Genomic DNA, 19,988 nt, shown 5'->3' on the forward strand with positions numbered 1-19,988 from the left:
GCCGGGTCGCCGGTCAGGCGAGCCAGGCCGTCACGCCGGTCCGCAGGTCCTCCTTCAGCGCGGCGGGGGCGAAGGAGGCGTCGATCGAGGCCCGGGCAAGGTCGGCGAGGTCGTGGTCGCCGTAACCGAAGACCTCGCGCAGCCGGTCGTACTCGTCGGCCAGCGCCGTCTCGCCGTCGGTGTTGATCGTGACGGCGAGCCCGGCCGCGCGCAGGCGCGGCAGCGGGTGCTCGGCCAGCGCCGGCACCAGCCCGAGCAGGACGTTGGAGGTGGGGCACACCTCCAGCGGGATGCCGCGCTCGCGCACCTCGGCCACCAGCGCGGGGTCGTCCAGCACCCGGATGCCGTGCCCGAGCCGCTCGCTGTGGCCCAGGTCGAGCGCCTCGCGGATGCTGGCGGGCCCGGCCGACTCGCCGGCGTGGTGCACCAGGTGCAGGCCGGAGTCCCTGGCCGCGTCGAGCACCTCGGCGAACGGCGCCAGCGGGTGGCTCTCGTCGCCGGCCAGGCCGATGCCGATCACCTCGTCGTACCGGCCGGCCAGCTTGACCGTCTGCCACAGCCGCTCGACCGGCCGCCGCCGTGAGTGGTCGAGCAGCAGCCGGCACTCGATGCCGAAGCGCCGGCCCTCGGCCAGCCCGTCGAGCACCGCCTCCAGCGGCATCTCCATCGCGCCGACGCGCTCGCCGTGCGAGGCCGCGGTGAAGGTCACCTCGGCGTAGCGGGTGCCCTGCGCGGCCTCGTCCTGGCAGAACTCCAGCGCCACCCGGCGGAAGCGCTCGGGCGAGTCGAGCAGCGCGCGGACCTGGGCGCGCTGGTCGGCGAAGGCGCGGAAGTCGGCGAACGGCCCCTCGGGCTCCGGCGGCCCGCCCCATTCGCGCACGGTCCGCGGCCGGACCGTACTCTCCAGGTGAACGTGCAGGTGAGCCTTGGGCAGGGACCGTACGTCTTTCACGCCCCAAGTGTACGGGTGACCCGGATCTTCGACTGTTTGTGCGGCAGCTGCTCCCAGTCGTCCATGAACCGCGCCCGCAGCCCGTGCTTGGCGGCCAGGGCCACCAGGGTCTCGGTGCGGTAGTAGAAGTCTTCGCGCAGCACCTGGTGTTCCTTGCCCTCGGTGCGGTCGAAGGTGAAGTCGAACCAGCCGCCCGGCTTCATGATGCGCCCGACGTGCGCGAAGCACTCGTCGATCACCTCGATCGGCGAGTGGGAGAAGACGCTGTGCGCGTGGACGACGTCGAAGTACTCGTCGGGCAGGAACTCGAAGCGCAGGTCGCGCACCGGGGTCAGGTACGGCAGCTTGTCCTGCAGGCCGTGCTTGACCAGCGTCTCCTGGGCGGACATGAGGATGTCGGGCGAGATGTCGATGCCGTAGTAGTTGCCGGTGTACAGGTAGCCGATGAACAGCCGGCCCGCCCGCAGGTTCCCGCAGCCGATCTCCAGCATCCTGGCCTCGGGCTTGAGCCCGTGCTCGACCAGGTAGTCGAACTGCATCCGGCCCAGCGCCAGCCAGCGCTTGTGCGTGTGCGAGCCCACCGCGCCCTCGGGGTCGCGGGCGGTGTCGGACTTCATCACCGCGCGGTAGTAGGCGACGTGGTCGCGGGTGCGCAGCCGGAACCAGGTGTCGCGGGTCAGCCGCCGCAGGTGGGGGACGATCTTGTGCGGGTGCTTGACCGCGTAGGTCGCCTGGTGGATGAGGCTGGAACGAGCGCGTCTCATGAGGAATACCGCCAGAGGGTGATCGGGTGGTCGCGGCCTGATAGTGGGAATGTAGGCCAGCGCGCCGGTGGATCAAGGCTCCTGGGCGGCAAACTTGGCTTCCCGTTGGGGCACCCTTTCCGCTGCCGGTCGCGCGGCTGCCGGCGGCTCATCGCGCGGGGTCGGGCGCGCTCGGATGGGCGAGCCAGTCGGGGGTGCGCCATTGCTGCAGGTTGGAGCGGGTGCACGGCTTCAGCGGGGCGCCGAGCTCCAGGCACCGGCCGCTGGCGACGTGTTTGATCTCCCAGTACTGCCAGCGGTCGTGCGCGTCGCGCGGGTCGAACGCCCAGACCTCGTCGGCCGCCCCCGTGCAGGCCGGACGGCGGATCAGCGTCAGGCCGGCGTCGACGGTCAGGCAGCCGGCCCCGTTCCTGATCCGGTTGCCGCCGGTGACCCGCTGATAGGTGAACACCTGGTTGTCGCGGCCGTGGCAGTCCCAGGTGATCAGCCGCCCGGTCGCGCCCCAGACGTCGAGGCAGTGGCCGTTCTCGGCGGAGGCGATCGTGCCGCCGAGATCGCCAGGCAGGCGATCTGAGACCAGCCAGCGCTGGTTGCGCCGGGACGGGTCGCAGGGCAGCAGCGTCAGCGGCGCGCCGGCGTCGGTGGATCCGCGGTTGGGTTCGACGCAGTAGTCGCCGTCGGGGGCGGTGACGGCGATGGTGCCGTCTTTCGCCGACAGCCGCCAGAGCTGGTCGGCCGACTCGTCACAGGGCGCCTCGGTGAGGTTGACGCCCTGGGCGATCCGCTTCGCCTCGGGCGTGAGGCACAGGCCGCTGCGCCGGCTGCGGATCAGGTGGTGGAAGGCGCCGTCCCGTTTGACGGGCGCCAGGTCCCACAGCCGTTCCGGCCCCGGCTCGACGTGCGCGAACGAGCCGCCCAGCCGGGCGCGCGGCAGCCCGCCGGCGCCGACGACGAGCGGCAGGCGGTGCGCGTAGACCGACAGGAGCGTCACCCCGGAGCGCCTGAGGTGCTCGGGGATGTACCGGTCGAGGTAGACCAGGTAGCCGAGGAAGATCACGACGACCGCCGCGAACGAGATCACCGCCCCCGCCACGATCCTGGACCGGCGCGGCGGCGGCCGTTCGCGCCCGCCCAGGCTGTGGTAGGCGTCGATCCACTTCTCGACCGTCGAGTCGTCGGCCTCGTGGGCCACCAGGAACGCGCGGATGATCGGCTCGGCCCGCTCGGGTTCGGCGAGCCAGCCGAGCCGGCCCTTGGCGATCTCGTCGAAGTCGGCGCGCCGGTAGTCGAGCCCCCGCTCGGCCGCGCGCCTGCGCAGCTCGTCGAACCTGGGCAGGCGTGCCTGCTCGCGCACCTGTTTGAGCAGGCGCAGGTAGCCCTGCCTGTCGCGGGCCGCGGACGGGTCGGCGGGGCTGGGTTTCGGCGCGGGCAGCCGGGCCGCGGTGAACTGCTGCAGCCCCACGACGAGCAGCGCGCAGACCACCGCGTGGGGCAGGTAGACCAGGTTGAACTGGGGGTCGGCGTCGGTGGCGAAGTTGGTGAACATCGCGCCGAGCACGGTGAAGACGGCGATGAGCACGGGGACCGCGCCGATCTTCGCCAGAACGCGTGGGGGGATGCGCACCGCCGACCGCCTCCGGTCGTTGAAGCCTCCGTTACTTTCCGGCTGCCGATCCTAACCCAGCGTGCCCGCCTCCTGTCGCCCTTCTCGGCGACGGGACGGGCGGGGGATCAGCTCAGGTAGTCGCGCAGGGCCAGGGCCCGCGACGGGTGGCGCAGCTTCGACATGGTCTTGGCCTCGATCTGCCTGATGCGCTCCCGGGTGACCCCGTAGATCCGGCCGATCTCGTCGAGTGTCATCGGCTTGCCGTCGGCCAGGCCGTAGCGCATGGAGATGACGCCGGCCTCGCGCTCGGACAGCTCGCCGAGCAGGGCGTGCAGCTGCTGCTGCAGCAGCGTGAAGGAGACGGCGTCGGCCGGGGAGATGGCCTCGGTGTCCTCGATGAGGTCGCCGAACTCGCTGTCGCCCTCGTCGCCGAGCGGCGTGCTCAGCGAGATCGGGTCGCGGCCGTAGCCCTGCACCTCGATGACGCGGTCGACGTCGAGCTCGGTCTCGACGGCGATCTCTTCGGGGGTGGGCTCGCGGCCCAGGTCGGTGTGCAGGCGGCGGTGGGTGCGCGCGACCTTGTTGATCAGCTCGACCATGTGCACCGGGATGCGGATCGTGCGGGCCTGGTCGGCCATGGCCCGGGTGATGGCCTGCTTGATCCACCAGGTGGCGTAGGTGGAGAACTTGTAGCCGAGCCGGTAGTCGAACTTCTCGATGGTCCTGATCAGGCCGAGGTTGCCCTCCTGGATCAGGTCGAGGAAGAGCATGCCGCGCCCGGTGTAGCGCTTGGCGATCGAGACGACCAGCCGCAGGTTGGCCTCCAGCATGCAGCGCTTGGCCCGGAGGCCGTCGTCGGCGATCCACTCCAGATCGGCGCGCAGCTCGGCGGACAGGCCCTCCTCGGTGTCGAGCCGCTCCCTGGCGAACAGCCCGGCCTCGATGCGTTTGGCCAGCTCGATCTCCTGCTCGGCGGTGAGCAGCGGCACGCGCCCGATCTCTTTCAGATAGGTCTTCACCGAGTCCGCGCCGACGGCCGCGCCGCCGTCGGCGGCCCGCTCGTCGAGTTCGAGAACCTCTGCTGCCTGGGACAAGACACTCTCCTCGCTCGCGCTGGACCGACGCCGGACCCCTGGTGCGGCCTGGCGTCGACCCCTTGGTTGAGGGAACGGTTGAGGGAACACCAACAAGCAACCCCGCTCACCATCCACGCTACCCAACGCATGGGGATGCGTGGTCCAGGTCACTTTGCGAGGGTTTCGACGTAGCGAGCGGCCTCCCCGAGGAGGTCTCGCCACACGCTCTCGTCGGGCACCCGCAGCCCCACCCATTCACGCATCTGGCGCCGGCCCATGCGCACGACCTCGGCCGTGCCGTCGCGCAGCAACTCGGCCGCGCGGGGGGCGGGCAGCTTGAGGATCACCCGGTCTCCGGCGAAGAACGCGTAGGTCTTGCCGTCGACCTTGAGCCCGTCGGCGTGCAGCATGCGCCCCACGCTCACCTGGGGCCTCGTCAGATGCTCGGCGACGAGGTCGTCGTAGAGCTCCTGGGCGGTAGCCATGCGATGCTCCCTTCCGAGACACCGGCGAAGGTCAGGAGGCGCGCCCCTTCGTCGGCCAGCTCGGCCATCACCGCGTCGGGCAACGGGTGGAACGGCTCGATCGTCAGCGCGCCGTTCTTAAGGTCCCACATGCCACCGACAATTCCGTCGACGAGGAAGGTGGGGTAGATGACCGCCCCGACGCAGATCGCCTTGCGCTGCTCGTCGGTCATCAGCCTGGTGCGGTCGGCGTAGGCGACGACGAGGTTCTCGAAGTACGGCAGGAAGCGCACGGGCGCGGGCACGTCCTCGGAGGTGAGCGGGGCGTCCGGCAGGTCGTACAGGACGCGCCCATCGGTGTCGTGATACGTCCGCAACGGCATGGCCTCCATGACCGGCCTGAGTCTGGTCAGCCCCGACCATTTCTGCACGTCCATCACCCCGGCCGGGCCGAAGGCGGCCAGGTACCTGGTGATCAGCCGCTCGACCGGCGGCGCGGCGTCCAGCGGCCGGCCCAGCCACTCCTCGGCCAGCGTGAACGGCGTCGCCCCGCCCCTGCCCCAGGTGCCGTTCGGCGGGGTGTGCACGATCGGCAGCAGGGCCTGCGCGGAGAAGCCGAGCGCCGAGACCTCCACCTGCGGCCAGCGCTCGCGCAGCAGCCTGCCCAGCTCGGGACGGCTGAGCGTGCGCCCGCTCAGGTGTTTCCTGGCCAGCTCGGCCAGTTCGGCCAGGTCCACCTCGCGCGTGACGCGGCCGAAGGCGGCCTGCCTGCCCCTGCTCAGCGGGGGCTGCATCAGCGGGCGCACCCAGACGTAGTCGTCGGCCAGGGCCAGGTGCTGGGTGCCGCGCAGCAGCGAGCCGCGCACGATCCGCTTGTCGTACAGCAGGGACGTCAGGTCGTCGTGGGCGAAGTCCGTCAGCCGGGTCCACAGGCTGAAGTACGGCACGTCCGGCTCCTGGCCCTGCAGCGCGACGAGACGTTCGACGGCGGCCGCGGCGGAGATCGGGGTGCGGCGCAGCAGAAGCTGGCGGTCGAGCGCGGTGCGGTTGAGCACCCGGCGGTTCAGGATCATGCTGCCAGCGTAGAAGCTATTGCGGCAAGGAAGCTTCCGCGTTCCGCAGCTCGTCGAGGGATTCCCGCAACAGGTCCGCCAGCTCCCACGCGTCCGGGATCATCTCCCTGTCGGTGACGACGCCGATGTCGAGCGAGCCGTCGTAGGAGAAGGCGGTGATGTTCACCCCGCCGCTGACGTCCGTGATCACCGAGACCGGGTAGTGGGTCAGCAGCCTGGCGCCGCACACGTACAGCGGGAACTGCGGGCCCGGCACGTTCGAGATGGCCACGTTGATCGGCGGCGCGGTCTGCCCGACCAGGCCGAACGCCGAGCGTGAGGCCAGGCCCATGAGCGCGGCCGGCATCGACTCGCTGAACTCGCGCAGCCACCGCGCGGGCGCCAGCGCGAACCTGTCCTTGATCCGCCGCATCGCCACCCGCACCTGGTGCAACCGGGCCACCGGGTCCTCGACGTGCACCGCGAGCGGCGCGGTCATGATCGCCACCTGGTTGCCCGGCCCCGCCACGCCCGCCGCGCGCAGCGAGAACGGCACCCCGGCCACCAGCGGCCGGCGCGGGACTCCGCCGTGCGCGGCCAGCCAGCGCCGCAGCGCGCCCGCGCACACGGCCATCACGACGTCGTTGACGGTGACGCCGAACGCCTTGCGCACCTGCTTGATCTCCTCCAGGGGCAGCGACACGAACGCGAAGCGCCGGTGCCCGGAGACCGGGCCGCTGAAGGGCGTCTTGGGCGCGGGCAGCGGCGGCAGCCCGGGGCTGTGACCGGCGCCGGCCACCCGGCGCGCCAGCCCGGACAGCAGCCTGCTGCCGGGCAGGCGCGACACGACCGGGATCTCGTCCAGGTGCGGGATGGCCCGGGCGGCGAAGCGCACCGCGTAAGCCGGGTTGCCGGCCAGCCTGGCCAGGCCGCGGACGAGCATCTCGGGACGCCCGGGCGGCGGCTCGTCACGCTCGGCGGCCTCGGCCGGCGGGGGTGCGGGCTCGGGGCTGGTGTCCAGCAGCGCGGCCAGGACGTCCGCGCCGCCGACACCGTCCACGGCGGCGTGGTGGATCTTGGTGTAGAGCCCCATGCGGCCCCCGGACAGTCCGTGGATCAGGTAGATCTCCCACAGCGGGCGGCCGCGGTCCAGGCGGCGGGCGTGCAGCCTGGAGACCTGCTCGGCGAGCCGGGCGTCGTCGCCGGGCGGGGGCAGGCCGATCTCGCGGACGTGGTAGTCGAGGTCGAGGTCGTCCTCCTGCACCCAGTACGGGTGGTCCAGGCCGAACGGCACCCAGGCCAGCTTGCGGCGTAACGCGGGCACGTACGGCAGTCGCCGTTCGAGCACGGCCTGCAGGTCGCTGCGGTTGAGATCGCCCTCCAGCACGGCCAGTCCCGCGATGTTCGCGATGTTCGTGGCCGTCTCGAAGTGGAGGAACTGCGCGTCGAGAGCGGTCAGCTGGGGCATCGGCTCACACCTCCGCCCCGAAGGCAATCAAACCGGGTCGGTCAGTTCAAGGGTGGACGACGAAGCATCGGGTTCCGCCCAGGAGAGGAGTTTCAGACCTTCTTCTTCCAACAAATCTAGATTTGTCGTGATAAATGGCGTGATGAGGAGCTTGGCCTGCTTGGTGGTGCGCTTGATCTGCCACGTACCCGCCGCGAACCCGTCGATCAGGTACACGGCCTTGATCCGCAGATTCTTGGTCGCCACCCGGCCCTTGAACTCCTCGGCCAGCACCCGGGTGCGGTCGGCGTGGCCGAGCACGAGCGTGTCGAAGTCGGGCAGGAACCGCACCGGCGCCGGCACGTCGCCACCGGGCCTGGGCGCGTCCGGCAGGTCGAACAGCTCCCTGCCGCGCTCGTCGGCCAGCGTGACCAGCCGGTCGCGCATGCCGTGCACCACGCCCTTGAGCCCGCCCAGCCCCGACCAGGTCTGCACGTCGGCGACGGTGGCCGGGCCGAACGCGGCCAGATACCGCTCCACCAGCGTCTCCATGCCGGCCGGGTCAGGCTCGACGCCGGGCGGCGCGAACGCCGACTCGCGCGGGTAGCTCCACCGGTCCCCGGTCGGCACCATGATCAACGGGGTCAGCATGCGCACGGCGTACCCGAGGGCCCGGTCGTAGGCGTCGGGGAACTCCTTCTGCAGCAGCGGCCGCAGCTCGTTGAACGTGCGCGGGCCCGCGGCCAGCAGCCGGTCGGCGGCGGCCACGACGGCGGGGAAGTCGACGTCGTCGAAGCGCCGGGCCGCGGCGGCCAGCATCGGCCGCAGCAGCGGGCGGAAGGCGGCGAAGTCGGCCGCGGTGACCAGGTGCAGCGTGCCGCGGTACATCGTGGCGCGCACGATGGTGCGGGCGTGCAGCGCCGCGTGCAGGTCGTCGCGGACGAAGTCCGCCAGCCGCGTCCACACGCCCAGGTACGGCGGCCGCGGCTCCTGCGCCTGCAGCCCGGCCACCCGGCGCACCACGTCGGCCGGCTCGCCCCGGTGCCGTTCCAGCAGGTACTGCCTGGCGAGGGTGGCACGGTTGAGATCCCTGAGGGTGAGCATTTACCTATCATGCCTTTCCCCATCACATCGGTACGTTCCTCTTATCCCGCCCTTGCCGACGGCCACGCTTACCTCGACGGGGCCGCGGGCACCCAGACGCCGCAGTCGGTGATCGACGCCATCGCCGGCGCCTACCGTTCCGGCCTGGGCAACGTGGGCGGCGCGTTCGCGGCCAGCCACCGCTCGGGCGCGATCGTGGACGCCTGCCGCCAGGCGATCGCCGACCTGGTCGGCGGCCACCCCGACGGCGTGATCCTGGGGCCGAACATGACGACGCTGACCTACCGGCTGGCCCGGGCGCTGGTGGGGCCGGGTGACGAGGTGGTGCTGTCCAGGCTGGACCACGACGCGAACGTGCGGCCCTGGGTGCAGACGGGGGCGAGCGTGCGCTGGGCCGAGGTCGATCCGGTGACCGGGGAACTGCCGGTCGAGCAGTACGCCACGCTGATCACCGAGCGCACCAGGCTGGTGGCGCTGACGGCGGCGAGCAACGTGCTCGGCACCCGTCCGGACGTGGCCGCGATCGCCGCGCTGGCGCACCGGGCGGGCGCGCTGACGTACGTGGACGGCGTGCACGCCACCCCGCACGGCCCGGTGGACGTGCGCGAGCTCGGCGCGGACTTCTACGCCACCAGCGCCTACAAGTGGTCGGGCCCGCACGTCGGCGCGGTGGTCGCCGACCCGGCCCTGCTGGAGACGATCAGGCCGGACAAGCTGGCGCCCGCGCCCGACACCGTGCCCGACAGGTTCGAGACCGGCACCACCGCGGTCGCCGACCTGGCCGGGGTGACCGCGGCCGTGGACCACCTGGCGAACCTCGTCCCCGGCACCGGCACCGGCACCGGCGGCAGGTGCGAGCGCCTGATCGCCTCGATGGCCGCCGCCGAGCGGCACGAGCTGGAGCTGTTCCAGGTGCTGGCCGAGGGATTGGAGACGCTGCCGCGCGTCACCCTCTACGGCAAGCCGGCCCGCCGCACCGCCACCGCGTACTTCACGGTGGCCGGGCACACGCCGCGCCAGGTGGCCGAGCACCTGGCCGGGCTGGGGGTGAACGTGTGGAACGGCCACAACTACGCCTGGGAGCTGACCGCCGCGCTGGGCATCAGGGACTCGGGCGGCGCGGTGCGCGCCGGGCTGGTGCACTACAACGACCGCTCGGACGTCGACCGCCTGCTGGAGGGCGTGGCCTCGCTCCGCTCTCGGTGAAGTTTCCTGAAAGGTGAATCCAGGCGGGCCGCCACGCCGAATCCCGGGCACCACCATCAGCGGGCACTCAGGAGCCATGCATGAACAGAGGAAGACGGGCGGCGGGCGTCACCGCGCTGTCGGCGGCGCTGCTCGCCGGATTCGCCACGCCGGCCCTGGCCACTCCCACCGGATGCACCTCCCAGGTCAGCGGAGGCTTCGCGTCGAGCTTCTGCAGCGGCGGTGGGTCCCCGTCGGATCGGTCTCCCGGACCAGGATCACCTCGCAGATGATCGTCGCCGTGTGGGTGGACACCCGCGGCTGACGGCTCGACCGTCCGGGCGGACGGTCCAGCCGTCCGCCCGGAATGAACTGTGCCTTCTTGGTGCTTTCACCGTCGAATCGATCGTGAAAGAAGGCGTGTTTCCATGTCCACGCAGGCGAGCGCGGCACAGTTGCTGGTCAAGGCTCTGGAGGCGGAAGGCGTCGAGTACGTCTTCGGTATCCCCGGCGAGGAGAACATCCACTTCGTCGACGCGCTCAACGACTCGTCCATCCGCTACATCCTGGTGCGGCACGAGCAGGCCGCGGCGTTCATGGCCGAGATCTACGGCCGGCTGACCGGCAAGGCGGGCGTGGCCTCGGCCACGCTCGGCCCGGGCGCGATCAACCTGCAGCTCGGCGTGGCCGACGCCACCACCAACAGCACCCCGGTGGTGGCGATCAGCGCGCAGGTCGGGCTCGACCGCATCTACAAGGAGTCGCACCAGGTGGTGGACCTGGTGTCACTGTTCCGGCCGATCACCAAGTGGGCCGAGCTGGTGCCGGCCGCCGAGGCGCTGCCCGAGATGCTGCGCAAGGCGTTCAAGACCGCGCAGACCGAGCGTCCCGGCGCGGTGTACCTGGCGATCCCCGAGGACGTCGAGAAGGCGGCGGTGCCCGACGGGCTGCGTCCGCTGCCGGTGAACGTGGTGCGCCCGCACGACCCGTCGCCGGCGCAGATCGCGCGGGCCGCCGACGTGCTGGCCACCGCCGTCCGGCCGATCGTCCTGGCCGGTCACGGCGCAGTGCGGGCGGGGGCCGCGCAGGCGCTGGTGCGCTTCTCCGAGCGGCTGGGGCTGCCGGTGGCCACCACGTTCCACGGCAAGGGCGTCTTCCCCGACGACCACCGCAACGCGCTGGGCGCGGTCGGCTTCATGCGCCAGGACTACGTCAACTTCGGCTTCGACGAGGCGGACGTGCTCATCAGCGTCGGCTACGAGCTGCAGGAGTTCGACCCGGCCAAGATCAACCCGGGCCGGGACAAGAAGATCATCCACATTCACCGGTTCCCCGCCGAGGTGGACGACCACTACCCGGTGGCCGTCGGCATCCAGGGGGACATCTCCAGGTCGCTGCACATCCTGGGCGACGCCGTGCACCGGCGGTTCGAGGTCAACGGCACCGGCGAGAAGATCCGCGCCCTGCTGCGCGAGGAGCTGGAGCAGGGCCGCGCGGACGACCGTTTCCCGCTCTCCCCGGCCCGCGTGGTGGCCGACGTCAGGACGGCGATGCGCCGCGAGGACATCGTCCTGGCCGACACGGGCGCGGTGAAGATGTGGATGGCCCGCATGTATCCCACCTACGAGCCGAACACCATGCTGGTCTCCAACGGGCTGTCGTCCATGGGCTTCTCCGTGCCGGGCGCGCTGGCCGCCAAGCTGGCCCACCCGGAGCGGCGAGTGCTGGCCGCCACCGGCGACGGGGCGTTCCTGATGAACTCGCAGGAGCTGGAGACCGCCGTGCGCGAGCGGATCCCGATCGTGGTGCTGGTCTGGGTGGACGACGCGTACGGGCTGATCGGCTGGAAGATGAACCTGGAGCTGGGCCGCGACTCCCACGTCGCGTTCGGCAACCCGGACTTCGTGAAGTACGCCGAGAGCTTCGGCGCCCGCGGCTACCGGATCACCGAGGCCGCCGAGCTGCTGCCCACGCTGCGCGCGGCGCTGGCCGACGACGCGGTGTCGGTGATCGCGGTGCCGGTCGACTACTCGGCGAACCTGGCGCTGACCGACATGCTGGGCGAGCTCACCGGCCCGTTCTGAACCGGCCTCTTCTGGGCCGGCCCGTTCTGAGACGGCCCGTTCTGGGTCGACGCCCGCCGCCCCGTGGGGCGGCGGGCGTCGTAAGATCGTCCAGGTGAGCGTGCCCGCACTGCCCGAGACCCCCGCGCTGCCGGTGGAGCCGGTGCGCGACCCTTACCACGTCTACCTCGACTCACTCACCAGCCCGGAGTCGCGCCGCACGATGCGCGGCTGCCTCGACCGGCTGGCCCGCCTGCTCACCGGCGACGAGACGGCGACCGGCGCGGGGCAGCCGTGGCATCTGCTGCGCTACGAGCACACCGTGCGCATCCGCACCCTGCTCACCGACCAGGGCTGGTCGGCGAACTACGTGAACAAGCACCTGGTCGCGCTGCGGCGGGTGCTGAAGGAGGCCTGGCGGCTCGGCCAGACCAGCGCCGAGGACTTCGCCCGCGCCTCCGACCTGGCGCCCGTGCGCCAGCACCGGCTGCCCACCGGTCAGCACGTGCCGCCCGAGGTGGTCGGCGCGGCGCTGTCGGCCTGCGACGACTCGCCGGCCGGGGTGCGTGACGCGGCGCTGATCGCGGTCCTGTACTCCACCGGGTGCCGCCGGGCCGAGATCGGTGGGCTGAGCCTGTCGGACTACGATCCGGCCGGGCGTTCGCTGCGGGTGCGCGGCAAGCGCGACAAGGAGCGGCTGGTCTACCTCACGCGCGAGGCGATCGGGCTGCTCGAACGCTGGCTGGCGGTGCGCGGCGGCGGCCCGGGGGCGCTGTTCAGCCCGATCGGCAAGTACGGTCACCTGCGCACCCGCGACGGCCGGCCGGCGGGGATGACCGGGCAGGCCATCGCCGATGTCCTGGCCCGCAGGTTCGGCGCCGCCGGCGCCTCGCGGCGAACCGCACACGACTTCCGCCGCACGTTCATCGGCGAACTGCTCGACGCCGGGGTCGACCTGGCGACGGCGCAGGCGCTGGTCGGGCACGCGTCGCCGGCCACCACGGCCCGCTACGACCGGCGGCCGGACAAGACCCGCCGCGACGCGGTCGACCGGCTGCGCCTGCCCGACGCCCGCCCGCTCGCCTGAGCTCCGGGCCGCGGTTTCAGCCGGGCCGCGGTTTCAGCCGGCCTTGCGGTGCTCGCCGGGGGTGGTGCCGTACCACTGGCGGAAGGCCAGGTGGAAGCCCACCGTGGACTGGTAGCCGACGCGCTGGGCGATGGCGCTGTGCGGCAGGCCGGTGTCGCCGAGCAGCCGCGCGGCCTCCTGCATCCGGCGCGCGGTCAGGTGCCGCATCGGCGCCTGGCCGACGAGCTCGCGGAACGTGGCCGCGAACGCCGAGCGTGACATCCCGGCCTCGGCGGCGAGCGTCTCGACCGTCCAGGGCTCGGCGAACCTGTTCTGGACGGCCAGCAGCGCCGCCGCGACGCCCGGGTGCCGCAGCGCGCGCAGCACCGGCTCGCCGTCGGCCAGATGGGCCAGGGCGGCACGCAGCGCCAGCACGAAGGCCAGCTCGAACGTCCGCAACGCCACCAGCGCCAGCCCCGGCTCCCCCGCGCCCTCGCCTCCGGCTTGGGACAGCCGGTGCAGCAGGTCGCCGAGCAGTGGTTCGCCGGCGATCGCGGCGGCGTCGAGCACGAGCAGCCGGGGCAGCGCCCGGTACAGCGGCGCGGCGGCGGCCGCGTCGTAGTGCAGCCCGCCGCACAACAGCGTGGTGACCGCGCCGGGCCCGTCGATCCGCACGGTTCGCGTGGCGCCGGGGACGCGCTCGGGCAGCACGGCGGCCAGCGGCACGGTGGCCCGGCCGGGCGCGTCGGCGAGCCGGTGCGCGGTGCCGTGCGGGAACACCGCCAGCTCCCCCGCCCGCACCCGCACCGGAGCCGCCCCCGGCAGTTCGACCACGCACGCGCCGTCCTGGACGTAGTGCAGCAGCGCGCAGCTCTCCCGCTCCCCCGCCACGCCCCACGGCGCCCGCGCCGACCAGCGGCTGTGGAAGACGCCGTGCAGCCGCAGCGGCGCCAGCAGCTCGCTCAGCAGGTCCGCGCTCATGGACGATCCTTAAAGTTCATCGGACGTGGCTTTATCGAGCGTATCGCCGGTGGCGGGCGAAGCTGGACGGCATGAGATTCCTGGTGACGGGCGCCTCGGGCGCCCAGGGCGGTGCGATCGCCCGGCTGCTGGCCGGGCTGGGGCACCGGGTCCGCGGGTTCGCGCGCACCGCGAACGTCCCGGACGGCGTGCGGCCCTTCCCCGGCGACCTGGGCGACGCGGCGCGGGTGAAGGAGGCGTTCGACGGGGTCACGCACGCGGCGGTGCTGCTGCCGATGACCTACGACAGGGAGCGGGTCGAGACCTACGTCGGCAACGTCGTCGCGGCGGCCGGCGCGGCGGGGGTGCGGCGGCTGGTGTTCAACACCGGCAACCGGATCCCCGCGCAGGTCACCGGCGTGCCCGCCTTCGAGACGCGCCGGTGGGCGGCGGCGGCGCTGCTGGACAGCGGGCTGCCCGCCGTGGTGCTGCGCCCGCCGGTGTACCTGGACAACCTGCTCGCCCCCTGGGTGTCGGGGCCGCTGGCGGCCGAGGGGGTGCTGCGTTATCCGCTGCCCGCCGGGCTACCGGTGTCCTGGCTGTCGCACGCCGACCTGGCCGCCGCCACCGCCGCCGCGCTCACCGTGGACGGCCTGGCCGGCGCGACGCTCGACCTGGGCGGCGCCGACCTGGTGACGGGACCGGAACTGGCGGCGGCGTTCGGGCCGGGCGTCCGCTACGCCGCGCAGGACGTGGCCGAGTTCGCCGCCGGCCTGTCCCGCCTGCTCGGGCCGGACGCGGCGGAAGGGGTCGCGGCCACCTATCGCTGGCTGGGCGGGCTGCCCGCCGGTGACCGGTTCTACGCCGCCGACCCGGGCGTCGCCGTCCGGCTGGGCGTCCGTCCGACCCCGATGCGCGACTGGATCGCGGCCAGGACGTGGCCGGTGTCGCCGTGACCCGCCAGGAGGCCTAGGCCGAGGTGGTGCGGCACCACCGGGTGATCGAACGCTGGCTCTCGGGCGCGGCGGACCCGGGCGAGTTCGCCGTCTTCGCCGACGCGCACGATCCCGGCTTCGAGCTGTGCGCGCCCGACGGCCGGGTGCTCGGCGCGCAGGACGTGCTGGCCGAGGTACGCGCCGCGCACGGCCGGGCGCCCGGTCTGACGATCGACGTCCGCGACGTCCGGGTCGTCGCCGAGGCGGCCGGGCTCCAGGTGGTCACGTACGAGGAGTGGCACGACGGGACCAGTGGCCGGCGGGCCACCGCCGTGCTCAGCCGGGGCCGCTGGCTCCACCTGCAGGAGACGCGGCTTCCGGGAGGGCCGTGATTTCTGGGATGGCCGTGGCTTCCGGGATGGCCGCCAGCATCGCGAACGCCCGCGCGGCCGCCGCGCGCGCCCGCGGTTCCACGTCGGCCGCGCGGGCGCCGTCGGCGAGCAACTGCCAGGTGCGCCGCGCCAGCACCCGCTGCACGGCCAGGATCTGCCCGGCCAGCAACGCGCAGGTCAGCTCGTCGGCGCCGGAACCCTCCGCCAGGGCGGCGGTCAGGGCCTGCTCGTCCTGCGCCAGGTGGTGGAACAGCCGGGCGGCCAGGCCCGGGGTGGAGAACACCATCCGGTGGTAGGCCACCACCTCGGGGTGGTCGTTGAGCCCGGTGATCGGGTCGTGGCGGGCCAGGGCGTCGAGGAAGTGGCGGCGCAGGGCCTCCAGCGGCGGCTGCCCGGGCGGCCGCGCGCGCACCACCCGCGCCGACTCCTCCCGGTGGTCGACGATGCGGTGCAGCGCCAAGTCCTCCTTGGTCGGGAAGTACTTGAACAGCGTCGGCTTGGACACGCCGGCCGCCGCCGCGACCTCGGCCACGCCCACCTCGTCGAATCCGCGTTCCAGGAACAGCCGGACGGCCGCGCCGGAGATCGCCGCACGCGCCCGCTGCCGCTGCAGCTCCCGCAGTCCTGTCATGTGCACAGCCTAGCAAAGTGTTAACCTGGTTAAATTATTGACCGAGTTAACACTTTGTGGAGGCGGGATGGAACCCCTCGACGAGGAGCGGGAACACGTCGTCCGCGCCAGGGCCGGGCTGCGCAGAATGCTCGACGGCGCGCGCGAGAACGTGATCGTCGGCGAGAGCGTGGCCGGCGACAGATACAGCGCGGAACGGCTCGGCCGCCACCTCAAGAGTCTGGCCAAGGAGCTGAGCGAGGAGCCCGACGGGCCGCCGTTCTTCGGCCGGCTCGACTTCGGCCCGGGCTCGGCCGAGCACCGCGGCCGCGCCTACCACATCGGCCGCCGCCACATCACCGGCGAGCACGGCGGCCCGCCGGTGGTCATCGACTGGCGCGCGCCGGTGTCGCGCGCGTTCTACCGGGCCAGCGCCCGCGAGCCGCAGGGCGTCGCGCTGCGCCGCCGCTTCGGCTGGTCCGACACCACCTTGACCGGGTACGAGGACGAACGACTCGACCAGGGCTCATTGAACGAACCGGACGAACAGGGGCACAGCCGGATCCTGGCGGCCGAGATCGAACGCCCACGCGTCGGCCCGATGCGCGACATCGTCGCCACCATCCAGCCCGAGCAGGACGATCTCGTCCGCGCCGGGCTCGACACCTCGATCGTCGTGCAGGGCGGCCCCGGCACCGGCAAGACGGCGGTGGGCCTGCACCGGGCCGCGTACCTGCTGTACGCGCACCGGCAGCGGCTGGAGCGGGCCGGCGTGCTGGTCCTGGGGCCGAACCGGGCCTTCCTCGGCTACATCTCGGCCGTGCTGCCCGCGCTCGGCGAGGCCGAGGTCGAGCAGTCCACGCTGGAGCGGCTGCTCGGCCGCGCCGAGGTCACCGCGGCCGACGGCGCGGCCGCGGCCCTGGTCAAGCACGACGTCAAGATGGCCGACGTGCTGCGCGACGCCCTGTACGCGCGCATCGCCGAGCCGGTCGAGCCGGTCGTGGTGGCCGACGGCTCCTTCCGGTGGCGGATCCACGAGGACGAGCTGCGCCGCGTCATCGACGACACCCGGCGGGCCGCGCTGCCGTACGGGGTGGGCCGCGAACGGGTCAGGGCCAGGCTGGTGGAGCTGGTGCGCCGCCAGGCCGAGTCGCGGGGCCGGGCGGCGAACGCGGCGTGGCTGCGCTCGATGGGGCGGGCGGTGGAGCCGTTCGTGGCCGTGATGTGGCCGGCCGTGCGGCCCGAGCAGGTGCTGTGGGAAGTGCTCAGCGCGCCGCCCGAGCACCTGCTGACCGCCGCGGAGCGCACCGCCGTCGCCTGGCCGAGGCCGCCCAGGACGTACAAGAGCGCCAAGTGGTCGTCCGCCGACCTGGTGCTCCTGGACGAGCTGGCCTGCCTGATCGAGCGCCCGCGCGGCTACGGCCACGTCATCGTGGACGAGGCGCAGGACCTGTCGCCCATGGAGTGCCGGGCGGTGGCCAGGCGGGCCGAGCACGGCTCGATCACCGTGCTCGGCGACCTGGCGCAGGCCACCACGCCGTGGGCGGCCACCTCCTGGCCGGAACGGCTGGCCGCCCTGGGCAAGCCGGACGCCACCGTCATCGCGCTGACCACCGGGTTCCGCGTGCCGGCCGCCGTGGCCGAGCTGGCCAACGCGCTGCTGCCGGCGCTCGGCGCGCAGGTTCCCGCCACCCGCTCCCACCGCCGCGACGGCAGGCTCCGCGTCACGCGGGTGCCCGACCTGGCCGCCGGCGTGACCGTCACGGCGCGCGAGGCGCTGGCGTTCCCCGGCTCGATCGGGGTGATCGCGGCCGACGCCGACGCCGAGCCGCTCACCGAGTCGCTGTGGAACGCGGGCCTGGACGTCGGCGGCCGCCTCGGCGTCGTGCCCGCCACCCTGGCCAAGGGCCTCGAATACGACCACGTGGTGCTGGCCGAGCCGGCCGCGATCGCCGGCGCCGAGCCGCGCGGGCTCAACCGCCTGTACGTCGCGCTCACCCGGGCGGTCTCCCGGCTGGACGTCGTGCACGCCCGCCCCCTGCCGCCACAGCTTTGTTCCCTGTCAGAAGCCCGGTGGAATGGGTAGATATCCCGAAGCGCCGAGTCGACAGCATCCCCGACTTCAGTGTGTGATGAGTCGCACACTGAGAGGAGCAGCTAGTGACCGCCGCCCAGGAACCGACCCCCGAGAGTGACCGTCCCGCCCGTGAGGCGGGGTGGACTCAACCAACCCCCGTGCCCAGGCCGCAATCCCGCACCCAGATCTTGTCGATCATCGGGTTCGTCAGCGCCGCGGTGGCTCTGTTGTTCTTCCCCATCGTGTTCGGGCCGGTGGCGGTGGCGCTGGGCATCATCGGCCACGTGCGCGGCGAGCGGCTGGGCAAGTGGGCCGCCGTCGCCGGCGCCGCGGCCATGCTGATCGGCATGGCGCTGGGAGCGCTGCTGCGGGCCACAATGTCGGCGTGATCTGATTTCTTCCCGCACGGTTGTCGATTTCCGCGGCGGCCGTACGTCATGGAGGAGACAGAAGGGACCGACATGAAGTACGTGCTGTTCGCCATCGGCGACGAACGCCCCTGGGCGCAGGCCGGGCCGGAGGAGCGCCAGGCCGTCTACGAGAAGTGGGGCGCCTTCGAGCGGCTGCTCGGCCGGCGGGGCGCCGCGCTCGGCGGCGCCGAACTGGCCCACTCCTCCACCGCCACCACGATCAGGAAGGACGGCGGCCGGATCCTCGTCACCGACGGCCCCTACGCCGAGACCGTCGAGCAGATCTCCGGCTACCTGATGGTGGAGGCGGCGAGCCTGGCGGACGCGGTCGAGCTGGCCACGGCCATGCCGTCCGGCGGCGTGGAGATCCGCCCGGTCTCCGAGGAGGTGGCGCCGTGAGATATGTGCTGCTGATGTACGGCGACTGGGCGTGGCCGACCGGCGCCGACTCGTACGAGGCGCACAACGGGTTCATCGAGCTGCTCAAGTCGCGCGGCGCCTACGTCGACGGCGAGGAGCTGACCGGCCCCGGCCGGGCGGTGTCGCTGCGCGACGAGCTGCGCGCCGACGGCCCGTTCGCGGAGTCGACCGAGCGCCTGTGCGGGTTCTACCTGATCGACGCCCGCGACCTGGACGAGGCGATCGAACTGGCCAAGGCCTGCCCCGAGCCGACCGTCGAGGTCCGGCCGGTGGTCGGATGATCGCGGTCGTCGCGGCGGTCTGTGCTGTCGTCGCGGTCAGGGCCGTCATCGCGGTCAGGGCCGTCATCGCGGTCAGGGCCGTCATCGCGGTCAGGGCCGTCGTCGCGGTCAGGGCGGGTGGCGCGATGAGTGCGGGTGGCGCGATGAGTGCGGTCGTGGGATGAGCGCGGTCGAGCAGGCGTACCGCGAGCACTGGGCGCGCCTGCTCGCCCTGCTCACCGCCGAGCTGCGCGACCTCGACCTGGCCGAGGAGTCGCTGCAGGACGCCTTCGCCACCGCGGTGTCCGCCTGGCCGCCGGTGCCAGCCAACCCGCCCGCGTGGTTGCTGACCGCGGCCCGCAGGCGGGCGGTCGACCGGCTGCGGCGTTCGGCGGTGGCCGCGCGCAAGCTGCCGCAACTGATCGTCGATCAGGAGCCCGGCCCCGCCCCCGGGGACGACCGGCTGCGGATGGTGTTCACCTGCTGCCATCCGGCGCTGTCGATGGAGGCTCGGGTGGCGCTGACGCTGCGCTGCGTGGGCGGGTTGAGCACGCGTCAGATCGCCCGGCTGTTCCTGGTCAGCGAGCCGACCATGGCGGCCAGGCTGACCAGGGCCAAGAAGAAGATCAGCCAGGCGGGCATCCCGTACCGGGTGCCGTCCGGCGACGAGCTGGCCGAGCGGCGCGACGGCGTACTGGCCGTGATCTACCTGATCTTCACCGAGGGCTACGCGGCGGCCGAGGGCGAACGGCTCATACGCGACGAACCGGCCGCCGAGGCGATCGCGCTGGCCCGCCTCCTGGCCGAGCTGATGCCCGCCGACACCGAGGTACGGGCGCTGCTGGCGCTGATGATGTTGCACCACGCGCGCAGGGACGCCAGGCTCGACGCCGCCGGCCGCATCGTCCGGCTGGCCGAACAGGACCGGTCGCGGTGGCGGCACGACGAGATCTCCGAGGCCCTGGGCATCCTCACGCCTGGGCCGCCCGGGCCGTACCTGGTGCAGGCGGCCATCGCGGCCGAGCACGCCTCGGCCGCCCACGCCGGCGACACCGACTGGGCCGAGATCGCCGCGCTCTACGAGCTGCTGGAGGCCCTGACCGGCTCGGCCGTGGTACGACTCAACCGCGCGGTGGCCGTGGCGG

The 19,988-nt window shown here is 72.9% G+C and carries 21 protein-coding genes; 11 read left to right on the top strand and 10 right to left on the bottom strand.

Going from position 1 to position 19,988, the window contains the following annotated elements; all coding sequences use genetic code 11:
* Window positions 1–13 precede the first annotated feature (13 nt).
* The 8 genes from add to HII36_RS30515 all read right to left on the bottom strand — a co-directional run bounded on the left by add (window position 14) and on the right by HII36_RS30515 (window position 8,465).
* Window positions 14–952, bottom strand: a complete 939-nt coding sequence (gene add, locus HII36_RS30480) for an adenosine deaminase (protein ID WP_173526728.1) — start codon at window positions 950–952, stop codon at window positions 14–16.
* A complete protein-coding gene (locus HII36_RS30485; protein WP_173526729.1) occupies window positions 949–1,716 on the bottom strand; it encodes a class I SAM-dependent methyltransferase in 768 nt (255 codons plus the stop codon). The genes add and HII36_RS30485 overlap by 4 nt, the downstream gene beginning before the upstream one ends.
* Window positions 1,717–1,864: 148 nt before the next feature.
* Window positions 1,865–3,340 carry an RICIN domain-containing protein gene (locus HII36_RS30490; RefSeq protein ID WP_173526730.1) on the bottom strand — a complete coding sequence of 492 codons (1,476 nt, stop codon included), beginning with the start codon at window positions 3,338–3,340 and terminating at the stop codon, window positions 1,865–1,867.
* A gap of 107 nt (window positions 3,341–3,447) precedes the next feature.
* Window positions 3,448–4,416 carry an RNA polymerase sigma factor gene (locus tag HII36_RS30495; protein WP_173526731.1) on the bottom strand — a complete coding sequence of 323 codons (969 nt, stop codon included), beginning with the start codon at window positions 4,414–4,416 and terminating at the stop codon, window positions 3,448–3,450.
* A 149-nt stretch (window positions 4,417–4,565) separates the two neighbouring features.
* Window positions 4,566–4,883, bottom strand: coding sequence for a hypothetical protein (locus HII36_RS30500; protein ID WP_173526732.1), 318 nt, complete (start codon window positions 4,881–4,883; stop codon window positions 4,566–4,568).
* Window positions 4,835–5,935 (bottom strand): winged helix DNA-binding domain-containing protein, encoded by a 1,101-nt coding sequence (locus HII36_RS30505; RefSeq protein WP_173526733.1) that lies wholly within the window; start codon window positions 5,933–5,935, stop codon window positions 4,835–4,837. The genes HII36_RS30500 and HII36_RS30505 overlap by 49 nt, the downstream gene beginning before the upstream one ends.
* A 16-nt stretch (window positions 5,936–5,951) precedes the next feature.
* A complete protein-coding gene (locus HII36_RS30510) occupies window positions 5,952–7,382 on the bottom strand; it encodes a WS/DGAT/MGAT family O-acyltransferase (RefSeq protein WP_173526734.1) in 1,431 nt (476 codons plus the stop codon).
* A gap of 27 nt (window positions 7,383–7,409) precedes the next feature.
* Window positions 7,410–8,465: a winged helix DNA-binding domain-containing protein gene (locus HII36_RS30515; RefSeq protein ID WP_173526735.1), complete on the bottom strand. Its 1,056-nt coding sequence runs from the start codon at window positions 8,463–8,465 to the stop codon at window positions 7,410–7,412.
* Window positions 8,466–8,474: 9 nt separating this feature from the next.
* Between HII36_RS30515 and HII36_RS30520 the strand changes: the two genes are divergently transcribed.
* The 3 genes from HII36_RS30520 to HII36_RS30530 all read left to right on the top strand — a co-directional run bounded on the left by HII36_RS30520 (window position 8,475) and on the right by HII36_RS30530 (window position 12,800).
* On the top strand, window positions 8,475–9,671 hold the full coding sequence (locus HII36_RS30520; RefSeq protein ID WP_173526736.1) for a cysteine desulfurase-like protein: 1,197 nt from the start codon (window positions 8,475–8,477) through the stop codon (window positions 9,669–9,671).
* Window positions 9,672–10,078: 407 nt separating this feature from the next.
* Window positions 10,079–11,734 (top strand): acetolactate synthase large subunit, encoded by a 1,656-nt coding sequence (locus HII36_RS30525; protein ID WP_173526737.1) that lies wholly within the window; start codon window positions 10,079–10,081, stop codon window positions 11,732–11,734.
* A 94-nt stretch (window positions 11,735–11,828) separates the two neighbouring features.
* Window positions 11,829–12,800 (top strand): tyrosine-type recombinase/integrase, encoded by a 972-nt coding sequence (locus HII36_RS30530; RefSeq protein WP_173526738.1) that lies wholly within the window; start codon window positions 11,829–11,831, stop codon window positions 12,798–12,800.
* Window positions 12,801–12,833: 33 nt separating this feature from the next.
* On the opposite strand, the gene HII36_RS30535 is transcribed toward HII36_RS30530, so the two are convergent.
* Entirely contained in the window at window positions 12,834–13,760 is a 927-nt protein-coding gene (locus HII36_RS30535) for an AraC family transcriptional regulator (RefSeq protein WP_173526739.1), read from the bottom strand.
* A gap of 71 nt (window positions 13,761–13,831) precedes the next feature.
* Here HII36_RS30535 and HII36_RS30540 point away from each other — a divergent pair, with 71 nt between their 5' ends.
* The gene (locus HII36_RS30540) at window positions 13,832–14,695 is read left to right on the top strand and encodes an SDR family oxidoreductase (RefSeq protein WP_173526740.1); all 864 of its coding nucleotides are present in this window, start codon (window positions 13,832–13,834) and stop codon (window positions 14,693–14,695) included.
* A 23-nt stretch (window positions 14,696–14,718) separates the two neighbouring features.
* Window positions 14,719–15,066, top strand: coding sequence for a DUF4440 domain-containing protein (locus HII36_RS30545; RefSeq protein WP_173526741.1), 348 nt, complete (start codon window positions 14,719–14,721; stop codon window positions 15,064–15,066).
* Here the strand turns inward: HII36_RS30545 and HII36_RS58090 are convergent.
* Window positions 15,011–15,697, bottom strand: a complete 687-nt coding sequence (locus HII36_RS58090) for a TetR/AcrR family transcriptional regulator (RefSeq protein ID WP_173526742.1) — start codon at window positions 15,695–15,697, stop codon at window positions 15,011–15,013. The genes HII36_RS30545 and HII36_RS58090 overlap by 56 nt on opposite strands.
* 67 nt (window positions 15,698–15,764) lie before the next feature.
* Between HII36_RS58090 and HII36_RS30555 the strand changes: the two genes are divergently transcribed.
* The 6 genes from HII36_RS30555 to HII36_RS30580 all read left to right on the top strand — a co-directional run.
* Window positions 15,765–17,762 carry a HelD family protein gene (locus tag HII36_RS30555; RefSeq protein WP_173526743.1) on the top strand — a complete coding sequence of 666 codons (1,998 nt, stop codon included), beginning with the start codon at window positions 15,765–15,767 and terminating at the stop codon, window positions 17,760–17,762.
* A gap of 149 nt (window positions 17,763–17,911) precedes the next feature.
* Window positions 17,912–18,142, top strand: a complete 231-nt coding sequence (locus tag HII36_RS30560; protein WP_173526744.1) for a hypothetical protein — start codon at window positions 17,912–17,914, stop codon at window positions 18,140–18,142.
* 72 nt (window positions 18,143–18,214) lie between these two features.
* Entirely contained in the window at window positions 18,215–18,562 is a 348-nt protein-coding gene (locus tag HII36_RS30565) for a YciI family protein (RefSeq protein WP_173526745.1), read from the top strand.
* On the top strand, window positions 18,559–18,864 hold the full coding sequence (locus HII36_RS30570) for a YciI family protein (RefSeq protein ID WP_217370165.1): 306 nt from the start codon (window positions 18,559–18,561) through the stop codon (window positions 18,862–18,864). Before HII36_RS30565 ends, HII36_RS30570 begins: the two co-directional genes overlap by 4 nt.
* Window positions 18,861–19,028 (top strand): hypothetical protein, encoded by a 168-nt coding sequence (locus tag HII36_RS30575; protein WP_173526746.1) that lies wholly within the window; start codon window positions 18,861–18,863, stop codon window positions 19,026–19,028. Before HII36_RS30570 ends, HII36_RS30575 begins: the two co-directional genes overlap by 4 nt.
* On the top strand, window positions 19,025–19,988 hold a 964-nt coding region (locus HII36_RS30580; RefSeq protein WP_173526747.1), incomplete at its 3' end, for an RNA polymerase sigma factor. The genes HII36_RS30575 and HII36_RS30580, both read left to right, overlap by 4 nt.

Origin of the sequence: Nonomuraea antri (assembly GCF_013283785.1) — a bacterium.
Lineage (GTDB): Bacteria > Actinomycetota > Actinomycetes > Streptosporangiales > Streptosporangiaceae > Nonomuraea > Nonomuraea antri.